The organism is Methylorubrum sp. Q1 (assembly GCF_004683995.1).
GTDB lineage: Bacteria > Pseudomonadota > Alphaproteobacteria > Rhizobiales > Beijerinckiaceae > Methylobacterium.
Window position 1 is genome coordinate 26,457 of the sequence record NZ_SRHQ01000030.1, and the last position, 20,365, is coordinate 46,821.

The window sequence follows — 20,365 nt, forward strand, 5'->3', positions numbered from 1 at the left end:
AGCTCGTAAAGCCGGCCGGGTCGAACGAACGCGAGAGAGGACGCTGGTCGGGCTCAGGCCTCGCCGCGGGCGACGAGGGCCTCATATTCGGGGACTTCGAGCCGGCCTTCCTTGGCGACGCGCGCCTTGTCCTCGTCGCTGATGACGTCACCGGCGAGGTCGAGCCGCTTCCAGGCCGCGAGCGGCGTCTCGCGGCCGGGGCGGGGGACATACTTGTTCTGCTCGAGCTTTTTGTACTTATGGATGTAGCGCGGGCAGTTGATCCAGATTTTTGTCACATCGATCCGCACGAGATACTTCGCCTCCGTGTACTCGGCCATCAGCGGATCGTTGCGCAGCAGCGAGGCGTGACCCTGAACCCGGATGCGGTGCGGCGTCTCGAAGTCGATGAACAGGAGGCCGATCTTGGCCTGCCCCGCGATGTTGCCCATCGAGTAGAACATCCCGTTGCCGTCGAAGCCGGGGAAGACCAGCGTCGAGCCGTCGACCACCTTCACGAAGCCGGTCGGGCCGCCCTTGTAGGAAACGGTCGGCATGCCGTCGGGATCGACGGTCGAGAGGAAGAACATATCGCGCGAGGCGATGAAGGCGGCCTCGTCGGGTTGGATCGTCTCGTGCACCCAATCCTCGTCGAGGCGCACGGCGAGCTTGGTGGTGCCGAATTCCTCCTGGAGGGCGCGGTGCGCCTCCGAGTAGAGTGATGCCATCTGCGTCTCCTCCGGGGCCCGTTGCTCGGGCCTCCTCGGGGAGCGTTTAAGGCAAAGATCCAATGCCGCAAACGGGGCCGCGAAAAAGGCCGGTCACGCTCGCGCGAACCGGCCTTCGTCATCGTGGCGGAGGCCGGGGCAGCCCGGTCTCCGAGTCCGGAAAGGTCAGTTCTTGGTCTTGTCGACCAAGGCCTTCTCGGAGATCCAGGGCATCATGCCGCGGAGCTTGGCGCCGACTTCCTCGATCGGGTGGGCGGCGAGCTTGGCGCGGGTGGCCTTGAACGAGGTCTGGCCGACCTTGTTCTCCAGCATCCAGTTGCGGGTGAAGATGCCCGACTGGATGTCGTTGAGGACGCGCTTCATCTCGGCCTTGGTCTCGGGCGTGACGATGCGCGGGCCGGTGACGTACTCGCCGTACTCGGCGGTGTTCGAGATCGAGTAGTTCATGTTGGCGATGCCGCCCTCGTAGATGAGGTCGACGATCAGCTTCACTTCGTGCAGACACTCGAAATAGGCCATCTCGGGGGCGTATCCCGCCTCGACCAGCGTCTCGAAACCGGCCTTGATCAGCTCGACGAGGCCGCCGCAGAGCACGGCCTGCTCACCGAACAGGTCGGTCTCGCACTCTTCCTTGAAGGTCGTCTCGATGATGCCGGCGCGGCCGCCGCCATTGGCCGAGGCGTAGGAGAGGCCGAGGTCGTGGGCGTTGCCCGAGGCGTCCTGGGCGATGGCGATCAGGGTCGGCACGCCGCCGCCCTTGAGGTACTCGCCGCGCACCGTGTGGCCGGGGCCCTTCGGGGCGACCATGAGCACGTCGAGGTCCTTGCGGGGCTCGATCAGGTTGAAGTGCACGTTGAGGCCGTGGGCGAACAGGAGCGCGGCGCCCTGCTTCATGTTCGGCTCCAGCGACTCCTTGTAGATGTCGCCCTGCAGCTCGTCCGGGGTGAGCATCATCACCACGTCGCCCCACTTGGCGGCGTCGGCGACGTTCATCACCTTGAAGCCCTCGTGCTCGGCCTTCTTGGCGGTGGCGGAGCCTTCGCGCAGCGCGATGACGATGTCCTTGACGCCCGAATCGCGCAGGTTCAGCGCATGGGCATGGCCCTGGGAGCCGTAGCCGACGATGACGACGTTCTTGCCCTTGATCAGGTTCAGGTCGGCATCGCGATCGTAATAGACGCGCATGGTGGTGTCCTCTCTCGTGTGAGTGGTTTCGGTTCAGGGTTTCGCCCGGCCGTAAAGGGCCAGGAACTGCTCGACGGCACGGGCCGCGTCGCTCCGGATCCCGGCGGCGTCGAGATCGAGCGCGTCGCCGAGAAGAAGTCGGATCTGGATATCGCGGCCGACCAGACCAAAGAAGGTCCGGAAGGCCGCCTCGCTGTCATCGAAGGCGAGAAGTCCGGCCGCGCGGCCCGCCTCCAACACCGGCTTCACCCGCTCGCCGATGGCGAAGCGGCCGTTGGCCAGCACGATGCCGCCCAGATTGCTCTTGCGGGACCCCGCATCGGCGATGGCGATGCGGTTGAGCGCGACCGAGGTCGGGCTGGCAATGACCGCGAGCCAGCTCTCGGCGAAATCGAGGAGATTCTTGCGCAAGGCGACGGCATCCAGCCCGCTCACGACGTAGCGGCCGGCATGGACGCGCGAGGCCTGCCAGCGCACGGTCGCGGTGAGCAGGCCGTCACGGTCGCCGAACCAGCGATAGAGCGTCTCTTTCGAGCAGCTCGCCCGGCGCGCCACCGCGTCCATGGTGAGCGGATCACGTCCATCGACCATCAGCGCCAACGCGGCATCCAGCACTGCCTGCTGGCGCGGGGTGGGTGTTTCGGCCGAAAGCTCGTCGGTGATGAAGGGGCTCGCCTGCATGATCCGGTTGCTAAGCAGTACCGTACCGTACGGTACGCTCGTCTAGCCGACCCGGCCGCCTGGGACAAGCGGGGTGGGTGACATCGTCCTCACCCTCTCACGGTCACGTTTCTGTCGCCGCCTTGCGGAACCCGCTTGCCGAGCGCCCGGCCTCGGCGTATACGGCCCTCCGTCGCCACAGCGACGCCCGTGCCGCCCACCCGCGGCGGCACGCTGGGTGCTTGGGTGCGTAGCTCAGCGGGAGAGCATTCGCTTCACACGCGAAGGGTCACAGGTTCGATCCCTGTCGCGCCCACCACCGCCCCTCCACGATACATCGGTCGTTCTCTTCACAAACAGCGTCCATGCCGCCATCGGCAGGCATTTGACGCGTGCACGTCTGCGTGGTGGGTTACGCGGCGATTCGCATCATTTATGAGTTTGCGGAGACCGCCTGTTGCCGATCCTCATCATTTTCACCGCCGTCATCGTCAGCGTTTTGATCTGGCTTCTGCGGGCCCATTACGCGGTCAAGCAGCTCAAAGAAATCGATCAGGACACCAAGGGACTTCAGCACAAGGCGAAGTCGGCCTTCGCGAATTTCGTCGGGACACCGTTGCAGCGGGTGAACGACGTGCGGCTCGCAGCCGTCATCCTGATGATCCAGATCGTGCGGACCGGCAGCCCGATCACGGCGTCCGAGAAGAGCCGCATCCTCGAACTCATGGAAAAGCCGCTGGAGATCCAGACGATCTCCGCAACCTTCGAGCGGGCGTGGCGCTACACGCAGGAGCGCCTCCCGTTCTCACTCGTCGCCGACCCGCTGCTGCCGCTGTTTCGCGAAAAGCTGACGGGCGAGGAGCGGATGCAACTCGTCGACATGCTGACGAAGGTCGCCTCCGCCCATTCCGCTCCGAGCGAGCTGCAGCGCGAGGCACTGACGCGGCTCAAGCGTCGGCTGATCGCCGGCAAGCCGGAATTGGCGACAAGCCGCGCCGGCAACTTCGGATAGACCGGACGCCCCTCGAATAAAAAAGGCCGCCCCGAAGGACGGCCCGCCGTGGATCCCGCTGTCAGAGCGGGATGTTGTCGTGCTTCTTCCAGGGCTGCTCCATCTCCTTGGTGCGCAGCATCCCGAGCGCCCGGGCGATCCGCTTGCGGGTGGAGTGGGGCATGATCACTTCGTCGATGTAGCCGCGCTCGGCTGCCACGAAGGGCGAGAGGAAGCGGTCCTCATATTCCTTCGTCCGCTCGGCGATCTTGTCCGCATCGCCGATCTCGGCGCGGAAGATGATCTCGACCGCTCCCTTGGCGCCCATCACCGCGATCTGCGCCGTCGGCCACGCGTAGTTCAGGTCGGCGCCGACATGCTTGGAGGCCATGACGTCGTAGGCGCCGCCGAAGGCCTTGCGGGTGATGATGGTCACGAGCGGCACCGTCGCCTGGCTGTAGGCGAAGAGCAGCTTGGCGCCGTGCTTGATCAGGCCGCCATATTCCTGCGCCGTGCCCGGCAGGAAGCCCGGCACGTCGACGAAGGTGACGATCGGGATCGAGAAGGCGTTGCAGAAGCGCACGAAGCGGGCCGCCTTGCGGGAGGCGTCCGAATCGAGCACGCCGGCCAGCACAAGCGGCTGGTTGGCGACGAAACCGACGGTGCGGCCCTCGACGCGGCCGAAGCCGGTGATGATGTTGCGGGCATAGGCCGCCTGGATCTCGAAGAAGTCGCCCTCGTCCACGACGCGGCGGATCAGTTCGCCCATGTCGTAGGGCTTGTTCGGGTTGTCTGGGATCAGCGTGTCGAGCGACTTGTCGAGGCGGTTGACGTCGTCGAAGCTCTCGATCTCCGGCACGCCCTCGATGTTGTTGGCGGGCAGGAAGTCGAGCAACCGGCGGATCTGGAGGATCGCCTCGACATCGTTCTCGAACGAACCGTCGGCGATCGAGGACTTCGAGGTGTGGACCTTGGCGCCACCGAGTTCCTCGGCGGTCACGACCTCGTTGGTGACGGTCTTCACCACGTCGGGGCCGGTCACGAACATGTAGCTGGTATCGCGCACCATGAAGATGAAGTCGGTCATGGCCGGCGAGTAGACGTCGCCGCCCGCGCACGGCCCCATGATGACCGAGATCTGCGGGATCACGCCGGACGCCGCGACGTTGCGGCGGAACACCTCGCCGTAGCCGCCGAGCGCCGCCACGCCCTCTTGGATGCGGGCGCCGCCGGCATCGAAGATGCCGATGATCGGCGCGCGCATCTTCAGCGCCATATCCTGAACCTTGACGATCTTGGCCGCGTGCGCCTCGGAGAGCGAGCCGCCGAACACCGTGAAGTCCTTCGAGAACAGGAAGACGGTGCGCCCGTTCACGGTGCCCCAGCCGGTGACGACGCCGTCGCCGGGGATCTTCTGCTTCTCCATGCCGAAATCGGTGGAGCGGTGCTGCACGAACATGTCGAACTCCTCGAACGACCCATGGTCGAGCAGGAGTTCGATGCGCTCGCGCGCCGTGAGCTTGCCGCGCTTGTGCTGCGCCTCGAGCCGCTTTTCCCCGCCGCCGAGACGGGCCTGTGCGCGACGCTCCTCAAGCTTCTCGAGAATGTCCTTCATGGTGCTGGCGAGACTCCCTGGGGATCGAAATCGTTTTTTGAATACAGATCAAAGCGTAAGAGCTTGACCTTGCATCGATCGATCGCCCTTAGCACGCGTTCCCGCCCTCGGAAACGGCCGGCGACGCGGCGAGAGCATCGTCCTTTCTTCCGAACGCCGGTGGTCACCGTTCGGGCCGATGCTCGACCGCGGCCAATCCGCGTGCTTCGCGGTTGAGATGATGGCCCCGGCCCGAAGGCTGGGGCCGCGCGCGCTCAGACATTCGCTACGGACGAACGCGCGTCCTCAGCCCTTCTTGATCAGCGGCGCTGGCTCGACCGGTGCGGGCGGGGGTTTGGTCGCGCAGGCGGCGGCGCTCAGGGTAAGCACGGCCGTGATGGTGGCAAGGGCGATCCGCCGGGTGTTGAGTCGAAGGGTCGTCACGGTTCGTCTCCAAGAGTTGGACGATGCCAAAAATGGAGCAGGAACAGGCCAACCCGATAGTGCGCCGAAGTTACACTTCGACTTGATAACGGCAGGTTATTATCATCGATCGAAGAAGAGGCATCGTGCCTTATCAGTGATCGCTACCGCATGATTCGTATGCTCGCGGCCACTCAATTGGGTCGCTGCGCCACCATCGCCGCGGTCTCGAATTCCGCACGGCGGTGGGCGAGGCGCGCTTCGGCCTCCGCGTCGCGCCCCCAGACGCTCGCTTGATAGGTCTCGTCCACATGTGCCGCCGCCCAAGCGTCGTCCGCGCTCAGACGGCCGTGCAGAACGGCGAGCGCGATCACGAGCGAGCCGGTCAGTGTCGTGAGTGTGTGGAGGGCCGCGAGGCGGAACGGGTCGTCCACCGCCTCGATCGCGGCGCGCAACGCGGCGACCGAACCCTCCGGCTGCTCGACATGCATCACCCCCTCGGCGAGGAAAAGCCGCGCGCCGAGCGTCTCGGCCACCCAAGCCACGAGCGGGTCCCAGGCCTCCGCCTGAACGGCGACGAGGCGTTCGGGCGAGCCGGCCCGGTAGGCCACGAGATCGGTGCTGGCAAAGGCGGCGAGATCCTCCGCGACCGCGGCGCGGCGCTCGACCACGCCGTCGATCGTGGTGTTGACGAGGCGGGTCAGCGGCATGGTGCGCGGGTCGATCACCGCCACTTGCGCCTCCCATTCCGCCGCGAGCGCGTCGCCCAGCACCCGATCGGGCACCATCAGCGGCCGGCGGCCCGGTGTGTTGGCACCGCGCCCGTCGAGGACGAGGCGGAAGCCGCCCTCGGTCTCCGCGAGGCCGGCCTGCGCGTAGAAGCGCTTCGGCAGCGTCGGCCCCGTCCCGGCGCGAGAGGCCTGGACGCGGTCGGGCTTTCCGTCCTCGCCGGGTTCGGCCAGCCAATCACGGGTGACGTCGTCGCCTGAAGTGCTCATGGTCCGCAGATAGGATTTCTCGTCGCCTCGCGCGAGTCTCCGGCGCGGCGGAGGATGCGCCTATTGGGTCGCGAGCCGTTCCGTCACCGGGCCGGGCTGCGAACCGTCCAGGGGGCCGGAGAACAGGTCGCTCAAGGTCGCAGCCGAATCGACGACCGTGACCGCACCCGCGCTGAACAGGGCGCCGGGGGTATGGTAGCCCCAGCCGACGCCGATGGCGGCCACGCTCGCGCTCCTGGCCATCATCATATCGAAGGTCGTGTCGCCGATCATCACGGTCATCGACGGTTCGGCGCCGGTCTCGGCCATGGCCTGAAGCAGCATGGCCGGATCGGGCTTGGAGGGGGCGTCGTCGGCGGTCTGGATCGTGGCGAACCAGCGCTCCCAGCCATACTTGTCCACGAGATGATCGACGCCCCGGCGCGACTTGCCGGTCGCGATGCCGAGCTGGATGTCGTCGCGGCGGTGCAGGCGCTCGACCAACTCGGCCATTCCCGGAAACAGCGGCTCCTCATAGTCGGGATCGATCCGCAGCGCCTGGAACGCCTTGCGATAGCTGTGCGAGAGCGATTCGATCGGCCCGGCCTCGCCGACGAGGCGACGGAACGCTTCGGGCAGGGACAGCCCGACGACGGACAGCGCCTCCTTGCGCGGGGGCGCGACCAGGCCATGCTCGGAGAAGGCGCGGTGCTGCGCCTCCACGATCAGGTGCTGGCTGTCGATGAGGGTGCCGTCGACATCGAAGACGATCAGCTTGAGCACGGCCGGAGCGCCCCGTCGGCTCATGGCCTGCGAGCGGGCGCCGGCTGCGAGGCCGGGCGCCGCTCGTAACCGAGGCGGCAGCGAACGAGGAAGCGTCGGCGGACGCCGCCGGACAGCCTGCGGCGGTGCGATTCGCGGTTGCACGCGGCGTAGGAGATGCGGCGTCGGCGCTCCGAGGCCCGCATGCCCTGGCCCGGAGGGCGCGCCGCCGGTGCCGCCTGAGCCGGGGGAGGAGCCGCCTTGTCGGATGCGCCTTGGGGCTGCCCCGGCGATTGTCCTTGGGGTTGCCCCAGTGCGCCATCGGCGGGAGGTGCCGCACCAGCCGGCGCAGCGGCGCAGAGTAGGCCGGCCAACGCGACGGACAACAGGGTGACGGGCCTCATGCGATCCTGAACCTCGTTGTATCGGCCCGTGGCAGGCAAAGGGCTTCAACAGTCCCGGCGGGGCCCCCTTGCCTCAGCCCGTCGATTCGAACTTCGGCAACGGGATCCGGGTCTGAACGCGGTGCCGATAGAAGCACCTCGCGGTGTCCTCGTCCACGCGGCGGACTGACGAAGCAAGAGTTATGGCAACAGGCCCGTGTTCCAAGGCGCTCCTCGCTTTCGTGAAGCGCCTCGGATCGTTTCAGGCTTCCGGCGCTTCGACGATCGGGTCGTAGCGGGCGGCATCGAATCCGAGCAGGTTCCAGCTCTGCGCCATGTGCGGCGGCAGCGGGGCGCTGACATCGACCGGCTGGCCGGTGCGCGGATGCGGGATCACGATGCGGCGGGCGAGAAGGTGCAGGCGGTTCTGAATGCCGCCGGGCAGCTCCCAATTCTCCACGTCGAAATATTTCGGGTCGCCGACGATCGGGTGGCCGATATGCGCAGCGTGGGCCCGCAACTGGTGCGTCCGCCCGGTGACGGGTTTCAGCGACAGCCATGCCAGCTTCTGCGCCGCCTGATCGACCGTGGCGTAGTAGGTGAGCGCGTGGCTGGCGCCCTCGTCGCCGTGTTTGGCGACGCGCATCCGCGCATCGGCATCGGTCGGCTCGTCCTTGACGAGATAGGTTGAGACCCGGCCCTGGCGGGTGCGGGGCACGCCCGCCACCAGCGCCCAGTAGATCTTGCGCGCGGCGCGGGAGCGGAAGCTTTTAGCCAAAGTCGCGGCCGCCAGACGCGTCTTGGCGACGATCAGGCAGCCCGCCGTGTCCTTGTCGAGGCGGTGGACGAGGCGTGGGCGCTGCCCGTCCGGCCCGGTCAGTGCCTCCAGCAGGCCGTCGACGTGGCGCACCGTGCCCGAGCCGCCTTGCACCGCGAGGCCGAACGGCTTGTTGAGGATCATCATGTCCGCATCCTCGTAGAGGATCAGCGAACGCAGGAACTCGGCGTCCCCGTCGATCTTGGCGGCGCTGCGCGGCCTTTCGGTCGGCTGGTCCAGCTTGAGCGGCGGCACCCGCACGCTCGAACCCGGCTCCAGCCGGTCGCTCGGCTTGGCGCGCTTGCCATCGACCCGCAGCTCGCCCTTGCGGACGATGCTCTGCACGCGGGTGAAGGGAAGCTGCGGAAAGCGCGCGCCGAGAAAGCGGTCGATGCGCATCCCCGCCTCGTCGGGGTCCACGGTCAGCGTCTGCACGCCGCTCGCCAGCGTCGCCGAGGCCGCAGCCCGCTGTTCGCGGCGCGTCGGGCCGGCCAGGGCCTCCGCGGGCGGCGCCTTGGCCAGGTCAGGCTTGGCCGGGTCGGGCTTGGCCACGGATGACTTTGCGAAAGATGGCTTTGCGAAGGATGACTTGGGAGAGGGGGGCTTGGCAGACGGCGCTTTGGCGCGAGCGCGCGGCGCATCCGGCTTCGATGCGGCGGCTTCGGGCACGCGCTTCGGGCGCGGTGCGCCCTCTCCCGCCGCGCCGTCATCCCAGGGCGAGCGTTCGGCGGCGTCCTCGCCGCGGTTGCGGGCGGCGCGCTGCGCCGCGTCTTTGGCGGAGGTGCGCGGCCCCGTGCCGGCACGCGGCGCGAACCCGCTGGGTCCGCGTTTTGCGCCGGACCCGCGATGTGGTGGACGTCCCTTCATGTGCCGCTGCTATCACCCTGAGATGACGGCGCAAAGCGCTGCGGCCGGTTGCGTGGCAGAATCCTTGCCAACGATCCCTCGGCGCGCAGAGGCGGCGAGCCCTGGCCACCGGTACCACTTCCACTCGTCGGTGAACGGCCGGGATCGATCCGACCGTCTGCACACCCTGCGAAAGCCGCTCTCGAAAGTGGGGGCAGCAGGAGGGCGAGTGGCGCCGAACCGGTGTCTCAGGCCGCCAACCGCGCCGCCTCCAGGGTGAGGCCGAGGCCGACCGAACCGAACGTGTCGCCATCGACCACCCGCGCGCCCGGCACGCAGGCGGTCAGCGCCGCGCGCACATGCGGCAAGCCGGTCGAGCCGCCGGTGAGGAACAGCGCGTCGATCCGATCGGCCGTCAGCCCGGCCTGATTGAGGCAGCGGCCGATCCGCTGCGCCATGCGACGCGCGAGGTCATCGGTATGTCCGGCCAGCCGTGCCCGATCGACATCCGCCGCGAGGCCCGATTCGACCCATTCGAGATCGACCGTGCCGGCCCCCGCATCGGAGGCGGCGATCTTGGCGCCCTCCACCGCCATGGCGAGGGAATGCCCGCGCTCCGCTTCGACGACGGTGCGCAGACGGGTCACGAGTTCCGGCCGGGCGGCATCGCGCACCACCTCGTCGATCTCGCGCAGGGTCTTGGGATTATAGAGCCGGTTGATGCTCGACCATGTGGCGAGGTCGTGGAAATAGGCGTTCGGCACCGCGAGGTCCGCACGCTTCATCGGGCTCCCGAGCCCGAGGAGCGGCATCACCGCGCCGAGGCTCAGGTTCCGGTCGAAATCGGTGCCGCCGATGCGGATGCCGTCATTGGCCAGAATGTCTTCGGCCCGCTCGTCGCGCCGATGCCGCTCGGGCGAGAGCCGGACGATGGAAAAGTCCGAAGTGCCGCCGCCGATATCGGCGATCAGCGCGATCTCCTCCGACGTCACCGTGCGCTCGTAATCGAGCGCGGCCGCGATCGGCTCGTACTGGAAGCGAACGTGGCGGAAGCCGATGCTCTCGGCGATCCGCCGCAGCGTGTCTTCCGCCTTGCGGTCGGCGGCCGGATCGTTGTCGACGAAATGGACCGGGCGCCCATGCACCACGGTGTCGAGTTCGACGCCGGCTTCCGCCTCGCCGCGCGCCTTAACCAGGGTGAGATAGCGGGCGATGACGTCGCGGAAGCGGATGCGCTCGCGCCCGACCGGCGTGGTCTCCTCGATTAGGGGGGAGCCGAGCACGGACTTGAGCGCCCGCATCAGCCGGCCGGGCGTGCCCTCGACATAGGCCTCGATCGCCCCTCGCCCGATTTGCGCCTCCTGGCCGGGTGCGAAGAAGATCGCGCTCGGCAGGGTGCGGTGCGTCCCCTCCAGCGGCACCAGGGTCGGGCGGGCGCCCGTGCCGATCCCGAGGGTGGTGTTGGACGTGCCGAAATCGAGGCCGCAGGCCGCCATGGGACCGGATCGCTTGGATTCTGAAGGGGAGGGCGGCTCCGTTACGGCCCCCGGCCGCAGAGTGCAATCCCCGAAGCGACTGCCCTGCGATCTCGCTCGACCCGATCCTACGCTGCCCCGAGATAGCGGCTGCGCAGATGCGCCAGGAAATCGTCCGCCCCGAGGGGCTTTCCGGTCGCGGCGGTCAGCAGCTCGTCGGTTTCCATCAAGCTCGCGCGGGCGTGGACGTTCTCCCGCAACCAGCCGCGCAACTGCGTGAAGTCTCCTTCGACGAGCGCCGGGCGGATGCCGGGATGGGCGGCGCAGGCGGCCTTGAAGAGTTGCGCTGCGGCCAGCGCGCCGAGGGTATAGGTCGGGAAATAGCCGAAGCTGCCGCCCGGCCAGTGGATGTCCTGAAGGCAGCCGTTCCGGTCGTCGGGCACGATGAGCCCCAGCAATTCCTTCATGCCGTCGTTGAAGGCACCCGGCAGGTCGGCCACGGCGAGGTCGCCCGCGATCATCGCCGTCTCCAGGCGGTATCGCAGCAGGATGTGAGCCGGGTAGGTCACCTCGTCGGCATCCACCCGGATGAAGCCCGGCTCGACGCGGGTGTAGAGACGGTGCAGGTTCTCCGCCTCCCAGGCCGGCCCTTCGCCGGCGAACGCCTCGCGCAGGGTCGGCGCAAGGAAGGCGCAGAACTCGGCCGAGCGGCAGGCCTGCATCTCGACGAGCAGCGATTGGCTCTCGTGCAGGCTCATGCCGCGGGCCTGCCCCACCGGCTGGTGGCGCCATGCGGGCGGGCGGCCCTGTTCGTAGAGCGCATGACCGGTCTCGTGCAGCACGCCCATCAGCGCCCCGGTGGCGCTTGCCTCGTCGTAGCGGGTGGTGATGCGCACGTCGTCGGTGGCACCACCGCAGAACGGGTGCAGGCTGATATCGAGGCGCCCGCGCGCGAAATCGAACCCGGCGGCCCGCATCAGCCGCAGGCCGATCTCCCGCTGGACCGCCACCGGAAAGGGGCCCGGCAGCGGAAGGGGAGGGGCGCCGGCCGCCTGCCGTTCGCGCACTGCGACGACGAGATCCGGCAGGACGGCGCGCAACTCCGCGAAGATCGGATCGATGCGTGCCCGCCGCATGCCGGGGTCGTATCCGTCCAGCAGCGCGTCGTAGGGCGCGAGGCCGAGCGCCGCCCCCTTCGCCTCGCCGACGTGGCGTCGCAGCCGCAGCACCTCTTCGAGATGCGGACGCAGCCGCGCGAAATCCGAATCGCGCCGCGCCTCGCGCCAGACCATCTCGCAGCGCGTCGCCGCTTTTGAGGCCGCCTCGACCAAATCGCCCGGCACCGCCGCCGCGTGGGCATAGGCCCGGCGCATCTCGCGCAGGTTGGCCCGCTCCCATTCGCCGAGGCGACCCTCCGCCTCCGCTGCGTCGAACCGCTCGGCGTTGCGCGGGTCGGTGAGGATCTCGTGGGCGAGCACGCTCAACACGGCCAGTTGCTCGCCGCGGGTGTCGGAGGCGCCGTCCGGCATCTGGGTCTGCGTGTCCCAGCCGAGGATGCCGCTCGCATCCTCCAGCGCACCGAGGCGGGCGAAGGTGGCGGTGAGCGTCGCGTAAGCCTGCATGATCGGTCGAGATCCCTCGGTGTCGTCCCTGACGCTCAATCGTCGCCGCGGCGCGCCTGCCGCAGCCGTTCCCAGTAGGCCAGCCGCTCCCGGTAGCGGGTTTCCATGCCCCGGTCGGTCGGCTCGTAAAAGTGCTGGCGCCCGAGCGCTTCCGGCCAATAATCCTGGCCCGAGAAGGCGTCGGGCTCGTCATGATCGTAGCGGTAACCCTCACCGTAACCAATCCGCCGCATCAGCCCAGTGGGGGCGTTGAGGATGGTGCGCGGCGGCGCGAGCGAGCCGGCAGCCTTCGCCACCCGCGTGGCCGCCTTGTAGGCCGTGTAGACCGCGTTCGATTTCGGTGCGCAGGCGAGATAGACGGTGACCTGCGCCAGCGCGAGTTCGCCCTCGGGCGAGCCGAGGAAGTCGAAGGCGTCCTTGGCCGCGTTCGCCACGACCAGGGCCTGCGGGTCGGCCAATCCGATATCCTCCACCGCCATCCGCACGAGGCGCCGGGCGATGAACAATCGGTCCTCGCCCGCATCCAGCATGCGGCAGAGATAGTACAGGGCCGCGTCGGGATCCGATCCGCGTACCGTCTTATGCAGCGCGGAGATGAGGTTGTAGTGCCCCTCCTGCGCCTTGTCGTAGATCGGAGCCCGGCGCTGCACGAGGGTCTGAAGCGTCTCCGCGTCGAGGATCTCGCCAGGTCGAGCCGAGCGCCACACCTCTTCCGCCAGCGTCAGCGCGGCGCGCCCATCGCCGTCCGCCATGCGGATCAGCGCCGCGCGCGCCTCTTCTTCGAGGGGCAGCGGCTGGCCGTCCATCTCCTCGGCCCGGGCCAGCAGCCGGGCAAGCGCGGGCGCGTCCAATGCACGAAACAGCAGCACCCGCGCGCGCGACAACAGGGCGGCATTCAGTTCGAAGGACGGGTTCTCCGTCGTCGCGCCGACGAGCGTGACGGTTCCATCCTCCATCACCGGCAGGAAGGCATCGAGCTGTGCGCGGTTGAAGCGATGGATCTCATCGACGAACAGGAGGGTGCCCTGGCCCGTCGCACGCCGCTTGCGTGCCGCCTCGAACACCTTTCGCAGATCGGCGATGCCGGAGAAGATCGCCGAGATCTGCTCGAAATGCAGGGCGGTCTCGTGCGCGAGGAGCCGGGCCACGGTGGTCTTGCCGGTGCCGGGTGGCCCCCAGAACACGAGCGAGCCGAGGCTGCGCGAGGCGAGCAGACGCGTCAGCGCCCCGTCCGGCCCGGTGAGATGCTCCTGCCCCACGACCTCGGCGAGGCGGCGCGGGCGCAGACGATCCGCGAGCGGCCGGGGCGCACCCGTCTCAAGACCGGCGGAAACGAACAGGTCGGACATGCGTGGCATGAACACCGCGGGCCCATCGGTCCGCAAGGCCCCAACCGGCGAAGTCCCGCATCCTCTGCAAAGCCGGCTTGTGGGCCCGCCCGCCCCGTGCTAGGGCGCATCCCGTCGATACGACACCTCTGCGGAGAGGTGGCAGAGCGGTTGAATGCACCGCACTCGAAATGCGGCATGGGTGCAAGCCCATCGGGGGTTCGAATCCCCCCCTCTCCGCCAGTTCGTTAAGCTATATTGTTGTTTTGCATAGCTTTTTAGTGACGATCAGTCGATGCAGTCCACGTTTCAACCCTCATTTTGACGCGGCTTGCATCGGTTCATACCGGAAGATGATGGACAATGCGGCCTCGCGTGCGCGAAAGGCAAAACGCGAAAGCCACGCAAGGTGGCGCTTATTGTGCATAGGCTGCCATGGAGCCTCATACACTCACGGGCGCGATCAGGTACGACCTCCCCATTCCGGCGGCTGCTGATCCTGACTGACACGCAGGCGACGCCATTCCTGCCCAGAGAACGCCGCTTCGGACGAGGTGTTTGCTGCTATCGGCAACGCTGCCCGAGCCTCGGCCCAGAAGCGGTCGCTCAGCGCCACGTCGGTGTCCCAAGCCTCACGCCACCAAGTTAGGATCGGCTCGCGCGCCCGGGCCAGCGCCGCAGCCGAGGGTAACCGGTCGCGTTTTTCGTGCTGGTTGACCCTGCGCGAGGCCGGAAACAGGTTCCATAAGTCACCGAATGGCCACGCCGACCACGGCAGCGGATCGTCAATATCGAGCACGTCGAGACGCAGCAGCGTACCGGACCAGACGCAGACCGGCGGCGTTCCAGGGATCGCAATACACGAGTGAAGCCTTCCAGCGCCTGATGGCCGAGCACGGCGTGACCTGCTCGATGAGCCGGTCGGGCAACGTCTGGGACAACGCGGCGATGGAGAGCTTCTTCTCGTCGCTGAAGACCGAGCGCACCGCCCGGCGGACCTACCGGACGCGGGATGAAGCTCGGGCCGACGTGTTCGATGACATCGAGCGCTTCTACAACCCGGCGCGGCGGCACTCGACCTTGGGTTACCTCAGCCCTGTCGAGTTCGAAAACCGAGCCCAATTAGCTTAGGACGGTGTCCACCAAACCGGCAGCAGGCCAGAGGGTCTCGATGAGAACCCCGCGTGTCACGGGATTTGCCGCGCTCGGGCTGGGCCTCGCTCTCTTGGCCGAAGCGCCGGATGCGTGGGCGGCTCAAGCTGGTCTGGCGGGTTACCAGGGCGCCTGGGTCTTGGAGGGACGCGACTGCTCGGATGTCTATGCCTCTGACGGAAAGGCGACGGCGTTCAAGAAGCCGGTCAATATCTTCGCGCCGGCCTTCATCGTCGCCGGCAAGCGCCTGAGAACCCCGATGGCATCGTGCCAGATCAAATCGGTCCGGCCATCTGGGGACCGCCAACTTCTTCTCCTCGACTGCACGGATGCCGTGGCTGGTAACGAGGTCAGGGTTCTGATGGCGCCTGGAAGTACGGTCCTAAAGCGCTACTACAATGATCAGGATACGACAGGGGTCGGCTACCAGCGCTGCTCGCGATGAGGCGCTATGCATCAGGGTGGCGGAACCTTGGAGTTTGACGTCCGCTTTGGAGAACCCGGCCGAGTCTTCCGAAAGGCGGCGATGGGCGCCAAGCCGAACGTCCGCTCTTGCGGGCGATGGCGATCCGGCGTGACGGAGTTTGGCCGATAGCGGAAGATCTGCTTCTAAGCGAGCTGTCCACCAAAACGAACGTAAGCGCGGCCAGTTTCCGCACCCTGCGCTCTCGGTTCGACGCTGCACCAAGGCGTAGAGCCCGAATGTCACTGACCTGGCCGGCTGGCTTTGGACCGGTCTGATGCGAGGCCGACGATCCATTGCGGGTGGACGAGGTCGGTGCGGGGCATGCTCGACATGGCCGCTCTGACCGCGATCCGAGGCGGCTCCCCCTTCCGACCCTTCTATGAGCGGCCGCCCCAGCGAGGCCGGCCGAAGAAGGTCGCCCTCGTAGCCGTGATGCGAAAACTCCTAATAACACTTAACGCCCTCGTCCGCGCACGTACACCATGGCGGTCATTCTCCGCTCGACCTTCAACACGGCCTCAGTCGTCGCAGTGCTGCCGTGAAGAACCTGGCTCATAGCGCGTCCCTCAATGCTGCATCAGTCACACCACCACACGGCAGGATCGCACATCTGGCTCGCCTGTCTGGAGCTCAGTCCCCGAACCCTTCGAGAACCAGCTTGCCCTTCGCCCGCCCGCTCTCGATCAGCGCGTGAGCACGAGCGAAGTTCGCGGCAGCGATCAGGCCGAACGACTCGGCGAGTGTCGTGCGGAGCCGCCCGGCGTCGATCAACTGGGACACCTCCGTAAGGATCGCGTGCTGGCGTTCCATGTCGGCAGTCTGGAACAGCGAGCGCGTGAACATCAGTTCCCAGTGCAGCGACAGGCTCTTGGGCTTGAGCGGCATCACGTCCAAAATCGCGGGGTCGTCGATCGGTCCGAGGCGTCCCTGCGGAGCGAGGAGTTCGACGATCTCCGGGAGATGAGCACCCGTACCCGTCGTCGAGAACACGAAGCTCGGCGCCCCCAGACCCACCGCGGCCACCTCGTCGGCCAGCGGCCTTTTATGATCGACGACGTGGTGAGCCCCGAGATCCCGGCACCATTGCGCGGTCTCGGTGCGCGAGGCGGTGGCGATCACGGTGAGATCGGTGAGTTGCCGGGCGAGTTGGATGGCGATCGAGCCGACGCCACCTGCGCCGCCGACGATCAGGATCGCGGGCGCCGCGCCGGGCACGGGCCTCGCCACCTCAAGCCGGTCGAACAGCATCTCCCAAGCGGTCACCGCTGTCAGCGGGAGTGCCGCGGCGGCGGCGAAATCCAGACTGTCAGGCTTGGGCCCGACGAGGCGCTCGTCGACGCATTGCAGCTCCGCGTTGCTGCCCGGCCTGTCGAGGGCGCCGGCATAGAACACCGTATCGCCCGGCTTGAACAGGCGCGCTTCGGGGCCGACGGAGATCACGGTCCCGGCGGCATCCCAGCCGAGGATCTTGGGCTCGCATCCCTGCTTGTAGGCGCCCTGCCGAACCTTGGTGTCGATCGGGTTCACCGAGACGGCCTGCACCCGCACCAGCAAGTCGCGGCCGGTGGGGGCAGGATCGGGGAAGGTCGTGTCCACGAGCGCACCCGGCGCGTCGATCGATGAGCCTTCAGTGTAGGTGACAGCACGCATGGTCTTCTCGGATATTCGGCTCCGCCATCTACCGCCTGTAGCGCAAGCTTCGGCCTGGAGCACACGGAGTGGATGGCGTGCGCGACATGCTGGTCGTCGAACGGGCCATCATGCCGATTTCGGTTGATGAAGACCGGAGGAGCGGCCCTTCCGCACAGGACCACAAGACGGGTCATCGCGGCCCTGACATGCATCAGTTCCGGTGGGGTATGTCGCTTCCGGACCGGCAACCGGCACCCTCCGTCGGGGCCTGGACTAGACGACGTCGCGACATCCGGGCCTCCATGGAGCCCCGAGAAATTCTCGGTGTCCGGCGCACAGCTAATCAAGACGTCAAACTGACCGGCGTCAGGGCTGCGACGAGCTTTATCCTGTAATCCGTCGCCATCCCGCGGCTCGCATGCAGCGGGGCCGGGCCGAGTCCTGCGAAGCCCTGCGGAGCATCCACGCATGTCCCGAGGACGTATCGGCAGCAAGGGCCAAAATAGCAGCGTGGTGTTCGTCCGAGGGACGCTCGAACGATTCGGGATATCCCGCCGCATGTGTCCGGCAGGCCATCGACCCACTGTTGGAGATCCACGGTGATTTCGTTCTTGGTCAACAACGTCGACGTCCAAGTTGACGCGCCCGGCGACACGCCCCTTCTCTGGATCCTGCGGGACTGGCTGAACCTGACGGGCACCAAGTTCGGATGCGGCGTGGCGCAGTGCGGGGCCTGCACCGTCCACGTCGATGGCCAGGCGCGACGTTCCTGCGTCACCCCGGTGGCGAGCGTCGCCGGCTCAGCCGTCACCACAGTCGAGGGCCTGGCCGCGACGGCAGGCGACGGTCGCGAGCTCCACCCCCTCCAGGCCGCCTGGATCGAGGTCCAGGCCCCGCAATGCGGCTATTGCCAGTCGGGCCAGCTTATGCAGGCCGCGGCCCTCCTCGGCGAGACTCCCGATCCGTCCGACGACGACATCAGGAACGGGATGGCCGCAAACCTTTGCCGCTGCATGGCGTACGTTCGGATCAGGAAGGCGATCAAGCTGGCCGCCCAGGCCCAGAACGGGGGGCGGAAATGAGCGCGGTCGACGTCACCCGGCGGTGGTTCCTCGCGTCCTTGGGAAGCGCGGCCGTCGCTACGGGTTTCCTCCCTGGGGGCGCGCAAGCTGGTCCCCTGTTCGGCGTCGTCTCGTCCAGGGGCTACAGCCCGACACTCTGGTACGAGATCGGCGGGGACGGGCGCATCCTGGTTCACGTCACCCGGGCGGAGATGGGCCAGCACATCGGCACCGCGCTGGCACGCATCGTCGCCGAGGAGCTTGAGGCGAACTGGGACCACGTCGAGGTCGTGCACGTCGACACGGACCCACGCTGGGGCGTGATGATCACGGGCGGCTCCTGGTCCGTGCACAAGAGCTTCGAAGAGCTGAGCCGCGCCGGGGCCGCCGGCCGCATCGCGCTGCTTGAGGCCGGCGCGAGAATGCTCGGGGCGCCCCTGAAGGATTGCGTCGCTCGCGCCAGCGAGGTGCGGCACGGTGCGCGTGCCATCAGCTACGCCGACATCGTCTCCTCCGGCAGCGTCACCCGCCAGTTCACGGAAGAGGAACTCAAGGCGATCGCCCTGAAGCCGGCGTCGGAACGCCGGTTCCTCAACCGGGACGCCGCCGCGCGCGACGTGCCGTCGAAGGTGAACGGCACCGCCGTTTACGGCATCGACCGCAAGGTCGACGGCATGGTGTTCGCGCGGCCGGTCCTGCCACCGACCCGCTACGGGAACAGCATCGTGAGTTGGGACGACGGGGCCGCCCGCAAGCTCCCCGGCTACCTGAGCACCGTCGTGATCGACGATCCGACAGGAACATGCCAGGGCTGGCTCGTCGCGGTCGCAGAGAGCTGGCCCGTCGCGGCCAAGGCGGCCGATCTCATCGCGGTCAGCTACCGGTCCGATGGTGGCGCGGCGAGCGAAGACCAGATGCTCGCTGAAGGCGCGCGCCTCGTCGAGAATCCGAGTACGGGAGGCATCTTCTTCCAGGAAGGCGACCCCCTGATGCGGATCGCCGAAGCCGCCGCGCTGCACGAGGGCGTCTACCGCACGCACACCGTGCTGCACATGCATCTCGAAGCGCTCAACGCCCTGGCCTGGCAGGATGGGAGCACATGGCACGTGCACGCCGGCAACCAGTGGCAGTCGGTCACGCTGCCGCTCGTTGCCGAGGCGCTCGGGATCAATCAGGCCAATCTCGTGTTCGAGACTTCCTACCTTGGGGGCGGCTTCGGCCGACGCCTGTACTGCGAATATATTGTCCCGGCAGCGCTCGCGGCGAAGAAGCTGGGTCGACCGGTCAAGCTCATCTTCGCGCGGTCGGATGACACGAAGTTCGACCAGCCGCGCTCGCCTACCGTGCAGAGACTCCGCTCGGTGACCGACGGGCGGGGAGCGCTTCTGGCCTACGACCACAGGTGCGCATCGGGATGGCCGACCCGCTCGATCTTTCCGGAGTTCCTGGCGCCGAGCGCGGACGGGCACGGGACGGTCGATGTGTTCGCCATCAACGGCGCGGACCATTGGTACGACACGGCGAGCCAGCGGATTCAGGCGATCTGCAACGACGTCGTCCATGCCACGATGCTCCCCGGATACCTGCGGTCGGTGGCGCCCGGCTACACCACGTGGGCGCTCGAGACGCATATCGATGAACTCGCGCACAAGCTCGGTCGCGATCCCGCCGAGTACCGGCGCGCGCTGCTCGGCGCGAAGGGCCGCAACGGCGGCGCGGCTCCGCACGCCGTCGGTGGAGCCAATCGCCTCCGAGCCGTCATGGAGCGCGTCCTGGAGAAGGCCGGGTGGTCCGGCCGGGAAGCGCTGCCGCCCGGCAAGGGTATGGGCCTGGCGCTCGGCACCGGGCAGGAACGCGACATGCCGACCTGGATCGCCACGGTGGCGCAGGTCGCCGTCGACACACACAGCGGTGCCGTCACAGTCGAGAGGCTGACGTCCGTCGTGGATGCCGGCACGCTGGCGCATCCGGACGGTGCGCTGGCCCAGGTCGAGGGGAGCATGCTCTGGGGCCTATCGCTCGCCCTGTTCGAGAGCACGGAATACGAGAAGGGCCTGCCCCGAGACCTCAATCTGGACACCTACACGCCATTGCGCATGACCGACGTGCCGGAGCTGGACATCGAGTTTCTGCGCAACGATCACATGCCGGTCGGCCTGGGCGAGCCCGGCGTCATCTCGATTGCGCCGGCTATCGGGAACGCGATCTTCGCTGCCACCGGGGCCCGCGTGCGCGACCTTCCCATCCGCCCAGCGGCGGTCCGCGCCGCGATGGGAGCCTGACC

Annotated in this window: 17 protein-coding genes, 2 tRNA genes and 2 pseudogenes; 8 read left to right on the top strand and 13 right to left on the bottom strand. The window is 67.7% G+C overall.

The genetic code is table 11. The features are described 5' to 3' along the window. Window positions 1-53: 53 nt before the first annotated feature. From E4V01_RS22195 to E4V01_RS22205, 3 genes are all read right to left on the bottom strand, one after another. Entirely contained in the window at window positions 54-707 is a 654-nt protein-coding gene (locus E4V01_RS22195) for a pyridoxamine 5'-phosphate oxidase family protein (protein ID WP_135299858.1), read from the bottom strand. A gap of 165 nt (window positions 708-872) precedes the next feature. Beyond that, complete coding sequence (gene ilvC, locus E4V01_RS22200; protein ID WP_003597269.1) at window positions 873-1,892, bottom strand: ketol-acid reductoisomerase; 1,020 nt, start codon at window positions 1,890-1,892, stop codon at window positions 873-875. Between the two features lie 33 nt (window positions 1,893-1,925). Next, complete coding sequence (locus E4V01_RS22205) at window positions 1,926-2,573, bottom strand: TetR/AcrR family transcriptional regulator (protein WP_135299859.1); 648 nt, start codon at window positions 2,571-2,573, stop codon at window positions 1,926-1,928. A gap of 223 nt (window positions 2,574-2,796) precedes the next feature. On the opposite strand from E4V01_RS22205, the gene E4V01_RS22210 reads away from it, so the two are divergent. Together E4V01_RS22210 and E4V01_RS22215 are read left to right on the top strand one after the other, a co-directional pair. Beyond that, window positions 2,797-2,871 (top strand) — tRNA-Val (locus tag E4V01_RS22210). Between the two features lie 138 nt (window positions 2,872-3,009). Next, window positions 3,010-3,564 carry a TerB family tellurite resistance protein gene (locus E4V01_RS22215; protein WP_135299860.1) on the top strand — a complete coding sequence of 185 codons (555 nt, stop codon included), beginning with the start codon at window positions 3,010-3,012 and terminating at the stop codon, window positions 3,562-3,564. Window positions 3,565-3,625: 61 nt separating this feature from the next. Here E4V01_RS22215 and E4V01_RS22220 read toward each other — a convergent pair whose 3' ends face one another. From E4V01_RS22220 to E4V01_RS22255, 8 genes are all read right to left on the bottom strand, one after another. Beyond that, window positions 3,626-5,158 (bottom strand): acyl-CoA carboxylase subunit beta, encoded by a 1,533-nt coding sequence (locus E4V01_RS22220; protein ID WP_003597263.1) that lies wholly within the window; start codon window positions 5,156-5,158, stop codon window positions 3,626-3,628. A gap of 285 nt (window positions 5,159-5,443) precedes the next feature. Next, window positions 5,444-5,581, bottom strand: coding sequence for a hypothetical protein (locus tag E4V01_RS25845; protein ID WP_193763277.1), 138 nt, complete (start codon window positions 5,579-5,581; stop codon window positions 5,444-5,446). A gap of 173 nt (window positions 5,582-5,754) precedes the next feature. Then, a complete protein-coding gene (locus tag E4V01_RS22225; RefSeq protein WP_135299861.1) occupies window positions 5,755-6,558 on the bottom strand; it encodes an ATP12 family chaperone protein in 804 nt (267 codons plus the stop codon). A gap of 60 nt (window positions 6,559-6,618) precedes the next feature. Further along, window positions 6,619-7,320 (bottom strand): HAD-IA family hydrolase, encoded by a 702-nt coding sequence (locus tag E4V01_RS22230; RefSeq protein ID WP_135299876.1) that lies wholly within the window; start codon window positions 7,318-7,320, stop codon window positions 6,619-6,621. 624 nt (window positions 7,321-7,944) lie between these two features. Continuing rightward, window positions 7,945-9,366, bottom strand: a complete 1,422-nt coding sequence (locus tag E4V01_RS22240) for an RluA family pseudouridine synthase (protein ID WP_135299863.1) — start codon at window positions 9,364-9,366, stop codon at window positions 7,945-7,947. Window positions 9,367-9,593: 227 nt separating this feature from the next. After that, window positions 9,594-10,841 carry an Hsp70 family protein gene (locus tag E4V01_RS22245; protein ID WP_135299864.1) on the bottom strand — a complete coding sequence of 416 codons (1,248 nt, stop codon included), beginning with the start codon at window positions 10,839-10,841 and terminating at the stop codon, window positions 9,594-9,596. A gap of 107 nt (window positions 10,842-10,948) precedes the next feature. Beyond that, window positions 10,949-12,442: a carboxypeptidase M32 gene (locus E4V01_RS22250; RefSeq protein WP_135299865.1), complete on the bottom strand. Its 1,494-nt coding sequence runs from the start codon at window positions 12,440-12,442 to the stop codon at window positions 10,949-10,951. A gap of 35 nt (window positions 12,443-12,477) precedes the next feature. Further along, a complete protein-coding gene (locus E4V01_RS22255) occupies window positions 12,478-13,791 on the bottom strand; it encodes a replication-associated recombination protein A (protein WP_135299877.1) in 1,314 nt (437 codons plus the stop codon). Window positions 13,792-13,923: 132 nt separating this feature from the next. Between E4V01_RS22255 and E4V01_RS22260 the strand changes: the two genes are divergently transcribed. Then, window positions 13,924-14,013 (top strand) — tRNA-Ser (locus tag E4V01_RS22260). A gap of 220 nt (window positions 14,014-14,233) precedes the next feature. Here the strand turns inward: E4V01_RS22260 and E4V01_RS25850 are convergent. Beyond that, window positions 14,234-14,569, bottom strand: coding sequence for a hypothetical protein (locus E4V01_RS25850; RefSeq protein ID WP_193763279.1), 336 nt, complete (start codon window positions 14,567-14,569; stop codon window positions 14,234-14,236). Window positions 14,570-14,616: 47 nt separating this feature from the next. Between E4V01_RS25850 and E4V01_RS22265 the strand changes: the two are divergent. The 3 genes and pseudogenes from E4V01_RS22265 to E4V01_RS26740 all read left to right on the top strand — a co-directional run. Continuing rightward, window positions 14,617-14,901 (top strand): annotated as a pseudogene (locus E4V01_RS22265) (IS3 family transposase); the annotation flags it as partial. A gap of 40 nt (window positions 14,902-14,941) precedes the next feature. Beyond that, window positions 14,942-15,367 (top strand): hypothetical protein, encoded by a 426-nt coding sequence (locus E4V01_RS22270; RefSeq protein WP_193763278.1) that lies wholly within the window; start codon window positions 14,942-14,944, stop codon window positions 15,365-15,367. A 286-nt stretch (window positions 15,368-15,653) separates the two neighbouring features. After that, window positions 15,654-15,946: pseudogene (locus E4V01_RS26740) on the top strand (hypothetical protein); the annotation flags it as partial. A 72-nt stretch (window positions 15,947-16,018) separates the two neighbouring features. Here the strand turns inward: E4V01_RS26740 and E4V01_RS22280 are convergent. Further along, window positions 16,019-17,038, bottom strand: coding sequence for a zinc-binding alcohol dehydrogenase family protein (locus E4V01_RS22280; RefSeq protein ID WP_135299866.1), 1,020 nt, complete (start codon window positions 17,036-17,038; stop codon window positions 16,019-16,021). Between the two features lie 593 nt (window positions 17,039-17,631). Between E4V01_RS22280 and E4V01_RS22285 the strand changes: the two genes are divergently transcribed. Next, the gene (locus tag E4V01_RS22285) at window positions 17,632-18,102 is read left to right on the top strand and encodes a (2Fe-2S)-binding protein (RefSeq protein ID WP_305847214.1); all 471 of its coding nucleotides are present in this window, start codon (window positions 17,632-17,634) and stop codon (window positions 18,100-18,102) included. Beyond that, on the top strand, window positions 18,099-20,363 hold the full coding sequence (locus E4V01_RS22290; protein WP_135299868.1) for a xanthine dehydrogenase family protein molybdopterin-binding subunit: 2,265 nt from the start codon (window positions 18,099-18,101) through the stop codon (window positions 20,361-20,363). The genes E4V01_RS22285 and E4V01_RS22290 overlap by 4 nt, the downstream gene beginning before the upstream one ends. Window positions 20,364-20,365 lie beyond the last annotated feature (2 nt).

Coding starts and splice junctions, on each gene's coding strand:
- E4V01_RS22280 (WP_135299866.1), bottom strand. CDS start 17,038: ATGCGTGCTGTCACCTACACTGAAGGCTCATCGATCGACGCGCCGGGT.
- E4V01_RS22255 (WP_135299877.1), bottom strand. CDS start 13,791: ATGTCCGACCTGTTCGTTTCCGCCGGTCTTGAGACGGGTGCGCCCCGG.
- E4V01_RS22240 (WP_135299863.1), bottom strand. CDS start 9,366: ATGAAGGGACGTCCACCACATCGCGGGTCCGGCGCAAAACGCGGACCC.
- ilvC (WP_003597269.1), bottom strand. CDS start 1,892: ATGCGCGTCTATTACGATCGCGATGCCGACCTGAACCTGATCAAGGGC.
- E4V01_RS22250 (WP_135299865.1), bottom strand. CDS start 12,442: ATGCAGGCTTACGCGACGCTCACCGCCACCTTCGCCCGCCTCGGTGCG.
- E4V01_RS22245 (WP_135299864.1), bottom strand. CDS start 10,841: ATGGCGGCCTGCGGCCTCGATTTCGGCACGTCCAACACCACCCTCGGG.
- E4V01_RS22195 (WP_135299858.1), bottom strand. CDS start 707: ATGGCATCACTCTACTCGGAGGCGCACCGCGCCCTCCAGGAGGAATTC.
- E4V01_RS22270 (WP_193763278.1), top strand. CDS start 14,942: ATGAGAACCCCGCGTGTCACGGGATTTGCCGCGCTCGGGCTGGGCCTC.
- E4V01_RS22290 (WP_135299868.1), top strand. CDS start 18,099: ATGAGCGCGGTCGACGTCACCCGGCGGTGGTTCCTCGCGTCCTTGGGA.
- E4V01_RS22220 (WP_003597263.1), bottom strand. CDS start 5,158: ATGAAGGACATTCTCGAGAAGCTTGAGGAGCGTCGCGCACAGGCCCGT.
- E4V01_RS22205 (WP_135299859.1), bottom strand. CDS start 2,573: ATGCAGGCGAGCCCCTTCATCACCGACGAGCTTTCGGCCGAAACACCC.
- E4V01_RS22225 (WP_135299861.1), bottom strand. CDS start 6,558: ATGAGCACTTCAGGCGACGACGTCACCCGTGATTGGCTGGCCGAACCC.